Here is an 11,347-nt window from a genome sequence, read left to right on the forward strand (position 1 = left end):
ACCGTCAGAACACTTGTCCAGGCTCGTACACGGTGGGAGTGAGTCGCCAATGCCCTGTCCCGCGCTGCCCGACGGGTTCGACCTCACCGACCCCGATCTGCTCCACCACCGGGTGCCGCTCCCGGAGTTCGCCGAGCTGCGCCAGGTGGAGCCGGTCCGCTGGATCGAACAGCCGCACGGCCTCGCCGGGTTCGCGGACGACGGCTACTGGGCCGTCACCCGGCACGCGGACGTCAAGTACGTCTCCACGCACCCCGAGATCTTCTCGTCCTGGCTCAACACGGCGATCATCCGCTTCGGCGAGCACATGCAGCGGGACGCGATCGACGCCCAGCGGCTGATCCTGCTCAACATGGACCCGCCGGAGCACACCCGGGTCCGCCAGATCATCCAGCGCGGCTTCACCCCGCGCTCCATCCGCGCCCTGGAGGAGCGGCTGCGCAGCAGGGCCGGCGCGATCGTCGAGGCGGCCCGCGCGCACTCCGGACCCTTCGACTTCGTCACCGAGGTCGCCTGCGAGCTCCCCCTCCAGGCGATCGCCGAGCTGATCGGCATCCCGCAGGACGACCGGGCCAAGATCTTCGACTGGTCCAACAAGATGATCTCGTACGACGACCCGGAGTACGCGATCACCGAGGAGGTGGGCGCCGAGTCGGCCACCGAGCTGATCGCTTACGCGATGAACATGGCCGCCGACCGCAAGCAGTGCCCGGCCAAGGACATCGTCTCCACGCTGGTGGCGGCGGAGGACGAGGGCAACCTGAACTCCGACGAGTTCGGCTTCTTCGTGCTGATGCTCGCGGTGGCCGGCAACGAGACCACCCGCAACGCCATCACCCACGGCATGCACGCGTTCCTGACCCACCCCGAGGCCTGGGACCTCTACAAGCGCGAGCGCCCGGCGACCGCCGCCGAGGAGATCGTCCGCTGGGCCACCCCGGTCAACTCCTTCCAGCGCACCGCCACCCAGGACACCGAGCTGGGCGGCAAGCTGATCCGCAAGGGCGACCGGGTCGGCGTCTTCTACGCCTCGGCCAACCACGACCCCGAGGTCTTCACCGACCCCGACACCTTCGACATCACCCGCGACCCCAACCCCCACCTCGGCTTCGGCGGCGGCGGCCCGCACTACTGCCTCGGCAAGTCCCTGGCCGTCCTCGAGATCGACCTGATCTTCAACGCCATCGCCGACGCGATGCCGGACCTGCGGCTGGTCGGCGACCCGGACCGGCTCCGCTCGGCGTGGATCAACGGCGTGAAGCACCTCCGGGTCACCACGGAACGGCCGTAGTCCCCTCCGAACCCGGGCCGACGGCTCCCGGCGCCGCCGGCCCGTCCGGGCATGCGTCGGCACCCTCGCCCAGGAGAAAGGGGCGAGGGTGCCGGAAGTGCAGGGGGAGCTGGTCAGGCGGCTCAGTACCAGCCGTTGGCCTGCCAGAAGCTCCAGGCGGCCGTGGGGCTGCCGTAGCGGGAGTTCATGTAGTCCAGACCCCACTTGATCTGGGTGGCCGGGTTGGTCTTCCAGTCGGTGCCGGCGGACGCCATCTTCGAGCCGGGCAGGGCCTGGACCAGGCCGTAGGCGCCGGAGGACGAGTTGGTGGCGGAGGGGTTCCAGCCGCTCTCGTGCGAGACGATCTTGCTGAACGCGTTGAACTGCGCGGCGTCCGGAATCATCTTGTGCGCGATCGCCTGGGCGGAGGAGGCCGAGGAGGTGGCGGCCTGGGCGGGCGCCGCGCTCAGTGCCATACCGGCGGTGGCGGCGGCCACGGCGGCGGCGGTGAGGACCTTCTTCGGGGAAGCGATGCGGCGGATGATGGACACGGACACGGAGAACCTCGTTCGTCGGGGACAGGAAGTCGCCGTGCTCCGGAATCCGCGGGAGGCGGTGTCCGTATGCGTCGGCGCCGCGGCCCGCTGTGGGCTCGTGGCGCCTGGCGACGTCGTCCAGATAAGCAGCCCGGAACCCTGCCCGCAATCACCCCTTTTACTAGTTGTGGTCGCATAGGCGTCGATGGTCCGTTGTGTGGCGTGGCTCTCAATGCGCAGGTCAGCAGGCCTGGCGAATCGGGCATATCGGATAAGTCTGACTACTGTCCCGGATCGTAGGTGACCTGCGTCATGTGGGGTGCTTCACCGGTCGCGTCACCGCGTGCGTACGACGCCTCACGCCCCGGGGCCGTCGAACGTGACCGCGGTCTCGAAAGCGGCCCTGCGGGTCGCCCGCCGCAGCGCCCGCAGCAGCGCCGGGCCGAGCACCAGGGTGAGGACGACCGTGCACAGGGCCCGGCCCAGGTTCCAGCCCATGGCGGTGGCCAGGCTGTAGGCGAGGAACCGGGCCAGGTTGGCGGCGGGCCCGGCGTCCGGGTCGAAGGCGATGTTCGAGGCGGTGCCGCTCAGCAACGGCCAGCCCGCCAGGTCCACGGTCATGCCGTAGGCGAAGGCGGCCACGAAGCCGTAGACCGCCAGCAGCGCCAGCTCCGCCCGCCCGCGCAGCCGTCCGGCGCCCGGCAGTAGCCCGGCCCCCATCGTGAACCAGCCCATCGCCAGCATCTGGAACGGCAGCCACGGCCCCACCCCGCCCGTGAGCAGCGCGGACGCGAACATCGTGATCGAGCCGAGGGTGAACCCGAAGCCCGGCCCGAGCACCCGCCCGCTCAGCACCATCAGGAAGAACATCGGCTCGATCCCGGCGGTGCCCGCGCCGATCGGCCGCAGCGCCGCCCCGGTCGCGGCCAGCACGCCGAGCATGGCCACCGCCTTCGGGCCGAGCCCCGACTCGGAGATCGTCGCCCCGAGCACGGCGACCAGCAGCACCAGCAGACCCGCGAAGAGCCAGGGCGCGTCCTGGGCGTGCGAAGCGATCCGGGAGGAGGGCGGGGCGAGGAAGGGCCAGCCGATCGCGACCACCCCGACCGCGCTGACCAGGAGCAGGGCGGCGAGCGAGCGGGGACCGAGCCGCACCGGGTCCGTCATGCCAGTGCCTCCCTCACCTGGGCCGCCGTGAGCCACCGCCGCGGCGCCAGGATCTTCGTCACCTGCGGGGCGAAGGACGGCGAGGAGACGACGATGTCGTCCGTCGGCCCGTCCGCGATCACCTCCCCCTCCGCGAGCAGCACCACCCGGTGCGCGAGCTCGGCGGCCAGCTCCACGTCGTGCGTGGCCAGCACGACCGCGTGCCCGTCCGCCGCGAGCGCGCGCACCACATCCACCAGGCGGGCCTTCGCCGCGTAGTCCAGACCCCGGGTCGGCTCGTCGAGCAGGAGCAGCGGCGGCCGGGCGGTCAGGACGACGGCCAGCGCGAGCGCCAGCCGCTGCCCCTCGGACAGATCACGGGGGTGGGTGTCGTCCGCGACCCCGGGGAGCAGGCCGGACACCAGACCACGGCAGGTCCCGGGCGCCGCCCCCGCGTCCCGGTCGGCGGCCGCGCACTCGGCGCCCACCGTGTCGGCGTACAGCAGGTCCCGGGGCTCCTGCGGGACCAGACCGACCAGGCGTACGAGGTCACGCGGACGCGTCCGATGCGGCACCGCGCCGCCGACCCGGACCGTGCCGGAGCCCGGCGCCACCAGCCCGACCAGGGCGCTCAGCAGCGTGGACTTCCCGGCGCCGTTACGGCCCATCAGGGCCACGGTCTCGCCGGGCGCGACGGTGAGATCGACGTGCCGCAGCGCGTCCACCCGGTCCCGGCGGACGGCGAGCGAGCGGACCTCGGCGAGGGCGGCGGCGCCGGCCGCCCGGTGCCGCGGTGCCGGTGCCGGTGTCCGCCCGGCGAGGCGCTCACGCAGCCCGCCCGCCTGCCGCCGGGCGTCCCGCACGGTCATCGGCAGCGGCGACCACCCCGCCAGCCGCCCCAGTTCCACCACCGGCGGACACACCGGCGAGACGGCCATCACCTCGGCGGGCGTCCCGCACACCGGCGCCGCTCCGGGCTCCGGGAGCAGCACGACCCGGTCGGCGTACTGCACCACCCGCTCCAGCCGGTGCTCGGCCATGAAGACCGTGGTCCCCAGGTCGTGCACCAGCCGCTGCAGGACGGCCAGCACCTCCTCGGCGGCGGCCGGGTCGAGCGCGGAGGTCGGTTCGTCGAGGACCAGGACCTGGGGGTGCGGGGTGAGCACCGACCCGATCGCGACCCGCTGCCGCTGCCCGCCCGAGAGCGTGGCGATCGACCGGCCCCGCAGCTCGGCGAGCCCGAGCAGATCGAGGGTCTCCTCCACCCGCCGCCGCATCACGGCCGGGGCGATCCCCAACGACTCCATCCCGTAGGCGAGTTCCTCCTCCACCGTGTCGGTCACGAAGTGCGCGAGCGGATCCTGCCCCACCGTGCCGACCACATCCGCGAGTTCGCGCGGCTTGTGGGTACGGGTGTCGCGCCCCGCGACCGTCACCCGGCCGCGCAGGGTGCCCCCGGTGAAGTGCGGCACCAGCCCGCTCACGGCGTTGAGCACCGTCGACTTCCCGGTGCCCGACGACCCCACCAGCAGCACGAGTTCGCCTTCCGGCACCTCGAGGTCGACGCCCCGGACGGCCGGCCCGGCCGCGCCCTCGTACGTCACCGAGACATCCTCGAAACGGATCACGACGGCTCCTTCGGCACGACGAACGCGGGCAGCAGACCCAGCAGCACGGCGGCCGCCGGCCACAGCGGAAGCGTGGGGGCGACCAGCGGTACGACCCCGGGACGCAGCGCGTCCGGATCGCGCACGGCCGCCACGGTGATCAGCGCGGCGACGGCCGCCCCCGCACCCGACACCAGCCAGGCCCGCGCGTCCCACGGATCCGGCCGGTACCGCGTCCGCAGCGAACGCCGGCCCCCGAGCCGCAGCCCCGCCAGCGCGGCGACGACCCCGGCGAGCAGCACGGGCACCCCGTAGCCACCGCCGTCGGCCGCGAGCAGCCCGTACGTCCCCGCGCAGACGCCCAGCAGACCGCCGAGGGTGAGCGCGGCCGTCGTACGCCGTACCCCGGCGGGGACATCGGCGCTGCGGCCGTAACCCCGCGCGTCCATCGCGGCGGCGAGGGCCACCGAACGCTCCAACGCGCCCTCCAGGACCGGGAGTCCGACCTGCAGCAGCCCGCGGACACCGGAGTCGGGACGGCCCCGCAGCCTGCGCGCCGCCCGCAGCCGCCGCCCGTCGGCGATCAGGTTCGGCGCGAACGTGAGCGCGACGACCACGGCCACGCCCAGCTCGTACAGGGCCCCGGGCAGCGACTTCAGCAACCGCCCCGGACTCGCGAGCGCGTTCGCCGCCCCGACGCAGATCAGCAGCGTGGCGATCCGAAGCCCGTCGTACAGCGAGAACACCACCGCCTCGGCGGTGACCGGGCCCCCGAGCCGAATGCCCTGCGCCCACTGCGGCAGCGGGACTTCGGGAAGGGTGACCAGGGTGTGCGAACCGGGGATCGGCGAGCCGAGCACGACGGTGAACGCGAGCCGCACGAGCAGCACGGCGAGAGCCAGCTTGGCGAAGCCGGCGTAGGAGCGGGCCCAAGGGGCGGACCGGCTCCGGCAGACGGCCACGACATAGGCGGTCACGGTGACGAGCAGCGCGAGCAGCAGAGGGTTCCCGGTCCTGGACGCGGCAACCCCGAGCGAGAGCGACCAGAGCCACCAGGCGCCGGGGTGGACGGGGGAGCGGTGCTGGTGCCGGGGGGCAGGGGGTTTCGCTGGGTGGGACACGGCTGCACAGCGCCCCGTCAGGGGCGCGGGGCCGAGACATGTGCGGCTCCGCCGCGTGGGCGCGACCAGCCCCCACGCACCCGCACTGTGACGCTCACGCATTCTTCCGCCGCCGCGCCTGCCAGAACGCCCCCGCGGCAAGAACCACGACGACTCCCGCCCCGGCCAGCACCCCTACCGACGGCCCGCCACCGCCCGATGTACCGTCCGCCGTCATCGCCTCCCCGCACCCCTTCTGGGGATACCCGGCGATCGCACACAACAACGCGTTCGCGTCGTACCGCAACGGCTTCGCCACCGCCGCCAGCGCCTCCGCCGTCGTCGCGTCCCCGGCCACCACCGCGCACGCGGTCCGCCGCGTGGGCGGGCGCTCCCCGGACGGCGCGTCGGCCGTCGTACCGAAGTCGACGACCAGCCCCACCCGCTTCTTCCCCGCGACGGCGTCCGTGCCGCCGCAGATGCTCCCGAAGTCCGCCGTACCGCGCGGCTGCGACGCGTCCGCGGAGTCCTCGCTCACCGCGAACCGGAAACCCTCGACGGAGCCGTCGCCGGGCCGCGCGGTGGAGGGCCCCTGCGTGGCGTACGTCCAGCGCGAGCCGTCCCGCTCCCAGAAGGACCAGTAGCGGTACCCGACGGCCTGCGCCGGAACGGCGGCCACGCACAGCGCCACCGCGGCCATGAGCAGCAGCACCGCACGGCGGACGGCGGTCACGGCTGCTGCTTCCGGCGGCCGCTGAGCAGGAAGCCGATGCCGATCCCGGCGACGAGACCCGTGCCGACGATCCACCACACGTCGGTGCCCGACGACTTCTTCGCGTCGTTCTTCTCCTCGGCGTGCCCGGTGGCAGCCGCCTGCGGGGCGGGCCCGGTCGCGTTGAGCGCCGTCACCAGGTCCGTGCCGCCGAAGTCCCGCGGGTCCTTGCCCATCGCGTGGGCGGCGAAGACCAGTTCGGCGTAGGCCGCGGGCCCGCTCCGCCTCGCCCACTGCGCGGAGTTGGCCTCCAGCCAGGCGTACGGCTTCTTCGCCGTCCGCGTCCAGCCCTGCGCGGCCATGGCGACGACCGCGTCGGCGGTGTTGCCGTAGTCCGGCTGGGGCTTGGCACCGGCGAGCGCGGAGACCAGGTAGCCCTTCTCGTCGACGGCGTCCGCGAGGTACTCCGCGCCGTTGCGGGCGACCTCCTGCCGGGTGAGGGCCTGGTCGGAGTTGGCGCAGACGTAGCCCTCCGCCGGGGCCTTCCCGGCCGTCGGCGCGAACCCCTTGCCGAGGGCGCCGAGCACCCCGGCGGCCGTCGCGTCCGCGTTGGCGGTCAGCTTCCCCTGCTTGTCCGGCTGGTAGGCGAGGCCGCCGCCACCGTCCTGGCCGCAGGGGATGGACCACGTGGCGAGGAGGCCGTACGGCGACCTGTCCGCGCTCGCGCCGGCCGCCGCGAGCGCGCCGACGACCACGCCGGTGGAGTTGGTGTCGCTGGGCGAGCCCGGGGCGTAGCCCCAGCCGCCGTCCTTGTTCTGCTGCGACTTCAGCCAGGTCACGGCCTTGTCCGCGGCGGCGTCGTGCCCGCCGACGGCCTTCAGCGCCTGTACGGCGGCGGCCGTGCTGTTGGTGTCGACGGTCACCTTGGCGTCGCAGGCCGCCGTCGGCTCGGCGCGGAACGCGGCGAACGCGCCGCTCGCGCACTGCTGTCCGGCCAGCCAGTCCACCGCCTTCGCGGCCGGGGTCACCCCGACCGTGCGCTGCGCGAGCAGGGCGAGCGACTGGCGCCAGACGCCGTCGAACGTGGGGTCCGCGCTGCCGTACAGGCCCGACGGGAGCACGGCAGGGGCGGACGGGGACGGGGTGCCGGCGGCCAGTGCGGCCGTGGCGGGTGCGGCGGCACCGATGACGGCGGTGGCGGCCAGCACCGCGGCGCTGCGGCGGAGGACGTTCATGGTCGGCGGGTGCCTCTCCCTGCGGGGGAGCCGGGCAGCACGGGACACCCCGGCGGCTCGGCTCCGCGAACCTCGACGGTGCCGTGCGCCGGCGGACACCGGCGCACCTGAGCCGGTCAACGTCCCGGGCGGGGCAGTCCGGCTCACCGCCGGCGGCGGTTCACGGTTGCGGGTCAGCGCCGGAATTGCACCGGCTTCCCCCCGTACGGGTGATGACGACCCGGCTACTTTACCGGCCGTCTACAAGGAACTGAGAGGCGGCTGTGCGCCGTACCGATTCGTTATGGTCATGCCATGACGGGGAGACTGCTCGGCTCGGGCCGCTCGGCCGACGTGTACGAGATCGACGAGGCGTGGGTGCTGCGCCGGGACCGCGAGGGCTGGGGGGACGCGGCGGCCGAGGGCGCGGTGATGACGTACGTACGGGAGCACGGGTACCCGGCGCCCCGGGTGCGGCCCTCCGGGTCCCGTACCGAGCTGGTCATGGAGCGGCTGGCGGGGCCGACCATGCTGGCGGTGCTGCTGTCGGGGGAGATGGGCCCGGCGGAGGGCGGCGCGCTGCTCGCCTCGCTGCTGCGGCGGCTGCACGCCGTGCCCGGGCGGGACCCGGCCGACCCCGGCGCCCGCGTGCTCCACCTCGACCTGCATCCGGACAACGTGATGCTCACCCCCGACGGTCCCCGGGTCATCGACTGGACCAACGCGGAGGACGGCCCGCCCGGCCTCGACTGGGCCATGTCCGCGGTGATCCTCGCCCAGGTCGCCGTCGGCGACATGCCGGACGTCCACCCCCTCCTGGCGGCCCTCCTCACCGACCCCTCCGAACTCACCGAAGCCGGACTGACGGAGGCACTCCGACGGCGCGCGCTCAACCCGACGATGAGCCACCGGGAGGTCGAACTCCTGGGCGAGGCAGAGAAGTTGATACGCCGACTGACCGGGCTGTAGGCCGGCGGGCCGGTCGGCTCGGCCTCGGCTCTGCCGGTCGGCTACCTCTGCTCCAGGCTTGTCGGCTGGTCGCGTTGCGGCCGTGCGAGTCGATCGGCCGAGCTCCGGGTCGTCGCCCCGTCGCCCCGTCGCCCCGTCGCCCCGTCGGGCTTCGGGGGCTGTCGGCCGGTCTGGCTTCGGGTTCGCGGGTCGGGGCGGGTGGGCTCCGCCGTCCGCTAGGCCGCCGTGGCGAACGGGGCGATGTGGGCGGTGAGGTGGCGGGCCATGCGGCGGAGGGCGTCCTCGCAGGCGGAGGGGGTGTCGGCGGTCGCCACCCAGAGGGCCAGCCGGTCGGCTGCGGTGGCGTGCGGGCCCTCGGTGACGTGGTTGCCGGTGTCCTGGGTGAGGATCATGCGGTCGGCGCCGGGTTCCTGGGCCGCGTCGGGGGAGAGGTCCAGGTGGTCGAGGCGGCCGGTGGCGGCCGGGTAGGCGAACTGGATCGCGGCCGCCCGCTGCCGGGTGGGCGTGGTGTCCGGAACCTCGCCGGTGGCGAGCGCCGCGGCGGCCTGGGCGAGGTCGACACCGGTGGCCCGCCGGACCAGGAGCGGGATCAGGTCGCCCGGGAGGTGCGGGGTGACGCCGGTGACCCGGGGGCCGCGGTCGGTGAGGGTCAGCCCGATGTGCAGGACACCCCGGGTGAGACCGAGGGCGTGCACCGTGCGGTCGACGGCCAGCCGCAGGAAACGGTTGTGCAGCAGGCCGTCGTGGGCGTGCACGAGATGCCGCAGCGGCTGCCGGGCGGGGGCCCGGCCCAGGGTCGTACGGGTGATGGCGGCGATGCGGATCTCGCCGTCCAGGACGACCGTCTCGGCCGAGACCCGGGGCGCGCCCGGACCGGCGGCCGGATCGTCGACCGGGACCGTGCGGTCGGCCAGCAGCGCGCGCAGCGCGGCCGGGTCGGCACAGGCGGCGGCCGTGGTGGGGGAGAGGCCGGGCAGCCCCAACTGCCCGGCGATCCTGGCGGCGGCGACCGCGTACTCGCCCGAGTGGGTCAGCACACCGCGGACCCGGTGCCGGGCCGCGAACCGTACCACCGCCGATGCCGTCGCCCCGTCCTTGCCGGGGTCCGCCGCGAGATGACCGGCCAGGCACGGACGTGCCCAGTCGGGCGGCGCGGGGTCCACCAGCACCACCGGGCGGGCCGCGGCGATGCGCGTCAGGACGAACTCGTCGTACGCACGCCGGCGACCGGCCCCGAGGAGCAGGACAGGCTGCGACATCGGTTCGCCTCACCTTCTGGGGAGGAGGCGGGGCGGCTGGTCGCCCCGGGTGCCGCTCCCCCATCGGCGGCACCCGGGGCGGGTCGGTTAGACCGCGGCCTGGTGACGTGATCCTTTCCTGCCGGACCGTCATATGTCAACGATTGCTGCCCTGTTCCGCAGTGGTCCTTGTCATGTCTGGTGGCCGGGACGCAGGATTCGATAGCCTCGCGTCTGCTCGGCCGGGCCACCCGCCGGCGCCGAACGGTCGTTGACATGTGTTCAGGGGGACCTTGGTGAGTGACGCCCATGCCCCGCTGACCGGCGTTCTGGAACGGCTCGGTGAGCTGACCGGACGGCCCGGGCGGCTGTCCGAGGTGCTGGACGTCGCCGAACTGTCGTACCGCACCGGGATCCCCGTCGGAGCCGTCGCCGAACTGCTCGCCGGCCGGGCCGCGCCCGAGGCGGGACTCGCCGAACGGGTGCGGCAGCGGCTGGACTTCATCCGGGAGAACCGCCGCCGGCCCGACGGCAAGCGGTACTCGCTGGGGGAGCTGGCGGCGATCGCCGGCACCAGCAGACAGTGGCTGAGCGAATGGCGCAAGAGCGGCCTGCCGAGCCTCGAACACACCGACCGGCTACGGCGGTTCTTCGGCCTGCCGCCCGGCTTCTTCACCGCCGACGAACCCGAGGCGCTCTACGAGGCGCTCCAGCCGGTGCTCCAGTGGTACGAGGCGCAGGCCGACCCGCTGTCCCGGCTGCGCGAGAGCGGACTGGGCCGGCTGGCCGCCCGCGCCCCGCAGATGAACGCCCGGCAGCTCGCCACCCTCGCCGACCTCGCCGAGATGATCATCACCTCCGAGGGTGCCGCCAACTGAGCCCGGAGCAGGCCGACTCACGACTTCGAGGACACCCCATGCCCTTAGGAACGACGCCGACCGCCCGCGAGGACGACGACGCATGAGCCCGAGACGATCGCCCAAGCGGTTCCTCGACCGGCTCGTCCGGGACACCGCCCGCACGCTGGAACCGCCGACCGGACCCGAGGCGTTCCTGCACGCGCTGTGCGCCACCCTCGGCCCGGCACTGGACCGCCCGGTCCGCCTCAGGTTCGTCGCCTTCCCGCCGGGACTCGACGTCTCCGGAATCACCCTCGCCACGGACGACGAGTACATCGTCGTGGTCGAGGAACGGGCCGCCGACGCCCACAAGTTCGTGATCGCCGGGCACGAGATCGGCCATATCCACTACGGCACGCTGGACGTCCACTACCCGGACGGCACGCCCGCCGCCGCCCGCCGGCTGCTCGCCCGGTCGGACGAGGACGTTCCCTGGGACCGGGTCGTCGCGCTGGCCACCCGCTCGCCCGCCGCCCCCGCCGCGCAGGCCGAGTGGGAGGCCGAGGAGTGCGGGCTGCGGCTGGCCGCCAAGTTCCGCAAGGTGGTCGGGCCGTACGCGGCGACCGGCCGCACCACCCAGGACACCCTGACCGACCGGCTGTCGTCCTCGCTGGGCAACATCGGCGGCCCGTGATGGGCGGTGGCCGGCACTGGGA

At 74.1% G+C, this 11,347-nt stretch carries 11 protein-coding genes and 1 riboswitch; of the genes, 4 read left to right on the plus strand and 7 right to left on the minus strand.

Annotated features, from left to right (window positions below):
- The first annotated feature begins 49 nt into the window (after window positions 1–49).
- Window positions 50–1,291 carry a cytochrome P450 gene (locus ACFZDK_RS06580; RefSeq protein WP_390970392.1) on the plus strand — a complete coding sequence of 414 codons (1,242 nt, stop codon included), beginning with the start codon at window positions 50–52 and terminating at the stop codon, window positions 1,289–1,291.
- 122 nt (window positions 1,292–1,413) lie between these two features.
- On the opposite strand, the gene ACFZDK_RS06585 is transcribed toward ACFZDK_RS06580, so the two are convergent.
- The 6 genes from ACFZDK_RS06585 to ACFZDK_RS06610 form a co-directional block, all read right to left on the minus strand.
- Entirely contained in the window at window positions 1,414–1,827 is a 414-nt protein-coding gene (locus ACFZDK_RS06585; RefSeq protein ID WP_390970394.1) for a transglycosylase SLT domain-containing protein, read from the minus strand.
- Window positions 1,828–2,163: 336 nt separating this feature from the next.
- A complete protein-coding gene (locus tag ACFZDK_RS06590; protein WP_390970396.1) occupies window positions 2,164–2,973 on the minus strand; it encodes an ECF transporter S component in 810 nt (269 codons plus the stop codon).
- A complete protein-coding gene (locus tag ACFZDK_RS06595; RefSeq protein ID WP_390970398.1) occupies window positions 2,970–4,580 on the minus strand; it encodes an ATP-binding cassette domain-containing protein in 1,611 nt (536 codons plus the stop codon). The genes ACFZDK_RS06590 and ACFZDK_RS06595 overlap by 4 nt, the downstream gene beginning before the upstream one ends.
- On the minus strand, window positions 4,577–5,680 hold the full coding sequence (locus ACFZDK_RS06600; protein WP_390970400.1) for a CbiQ family ECF transporter T component: 1,104 nt from the start codon (window positions 5,678–5,680) through the stop codon (window positions 4,577–4,579). Before ACFZDK_RS06600 ends, ACFZDK_RS06595 begins: the two co-directional genes overlap by 4 nt.
- Window positions 5,681–5,774: 94 nt before the next feature.
- The gene (locus tag ACFZDK_RS06605; protein ID WP_390970402.1) at window positions 5,775–6,392 is read right to left on the minus strand and encodes an SCO2322 family protein; all 618 of its coding nucleotides are present in this window, start codon (window positions 6,390–6,392) and stop codon (window positions 5,775–5,777) included.
- The gene (locus ACFZDK_RS06610; protein ID WP_390970404.1) at window positions 6,389–7,606 is read right to left on the minus strand and encodes a prenyltransferase/squalene oxidase repeat-containing protein; all 1,218 of its coding nucleotides are present in this window, start codon (window positions 7,604–7,606) and stop codon (window positions 6,389–6,391) included. Before ACFZDK_RS06610 ends, ACFZDK_RS06605 begins: the two co-directional genes overlap by 4 nt.
- Before the next feature lie 109 nt (window positions 7,607–7,715).
- A riboswitch (cobalamin riboswitch) is annotated at window positions 7,716–7,845 on the minus strand.
- Window positions 7,846–7,900: 55 nt separating this feature from the next.
- On the opposite strand from ACFZDK_RS06610, the gene ACFZDK_RS06615 reads away from it, so the two are divergent.
- A complete protein-coding gene (locus ACFZDK_RS06615; RefSeq protein WP_390970406.1) occupies window positions 7,901–8,554 on the plus strand; it encodes a phosphotransferase in 654 nt (217 codons plus the stop codon).
- A 215-nt stretch (window positions 8,555–8,769) separates the two neighbouring features.
- Here ACFZDK_RS06615 and ACFZDK_RS06620 read toward each other — a convergent pair whose 3' ends face one another.
- Window positions 8,770–9,813 carry a hypothetical protein gene (locus ACFZDK_RS06620; RefSeq protein WP_390970408.1) on the minus strand — a complete coding sequence of 348 codons (1,044 nt, stop codon included), beginning with the start codon at window positions 9,811–9,813 and terminating at the stop codon, window positions 8,770–8,772.
- 275 nt (window positions 9,814–10,088) lie between these two features.
- Here ACFZDK_RS06620 and ACFZDK_RS06625 point away from each other — a divergent pair, with 275 nt between their 5' ends.
- A complete protein-coding gene (locus ACFZDK_RS06625) occupies window positions 10,089–10,670 on the plus strand; it encodes an XRE family transcriptional regulator (RefSeq protein ID WP_390970409.1) in 582 nt (193 codons plus the stop codon).
- Window positions 10,671–10,752: 82 nt separating this feature from the next.
- Window positions 10,753–11,325, plus strand: a complete 573-nt coding sequence (locus ACFZDK_RS06630) for a hypothetical protein (protein WP_390970411.1) — start codon at window positions 10,753–10,755, stop codon at window positions 11,323–11,325.
- The last annotated feature ends 22 nt before the right edge of the window (window positions 11,326–11,347 follow it).

Origin of the sequence: Streptomyces sp. NPDC007901 (assembly GCF_042959465.1) — a bacterium.
Classification (GTDB): domain Bacteria; phylum Actinomycetota; class Actinomycetes; order Streptomycetales; family Streptomycetaceae; genus Streptomyces.

Bases quoted from the DNA above. Each gene is read 5' to 3' on its own strand.
- ACFZDK_RS06580 (WP_390970392.1), top strand. From the start codon at position 50: ATGCCCTGTCCCGCGCTGCCCGACGGGTTCGACCTCACCGACCCCGAT.
- ACFZDK_RS06590 (WP_390970396.1), bottom strand. From the start codon at position 2,973: ATGACGGACCCGGTGCGGCTCGGTCCCCGCTCGCTCGCCGCCCTGCTC.
- ACFZDK_RS06610 (WP_390970404.1), bottom strand. From the start codon at position 7,606: ATGAACGTCCTCCGCCGCAGCGCCGCGGTGCTGGCCGCCACCGCCGTC.
- ACFZDK_RS06615 (WP_390970406.1), top strand. From the start codon at position 7,901: ATGACGGGGAGACTGCTCGGCTCGGGCCGCTCGGCCGACGTGTACGAG.
- ACFZDK_RS06620 (WP_390970408.1), bottom strand. From the start codon at position 9,813: ATGTCGCAGCCTGTCCTGCTCCTCGGGGCCGGTCGCCGGCGTGCGTAC.
- ACFZDK_RS06630 (WP_390970411.1), top strand. From the start codon at position 10,753: ATGAGCCCGAGACGATCGCCCAAGCGGTTCCTCGACCGGCTCGTCCGG.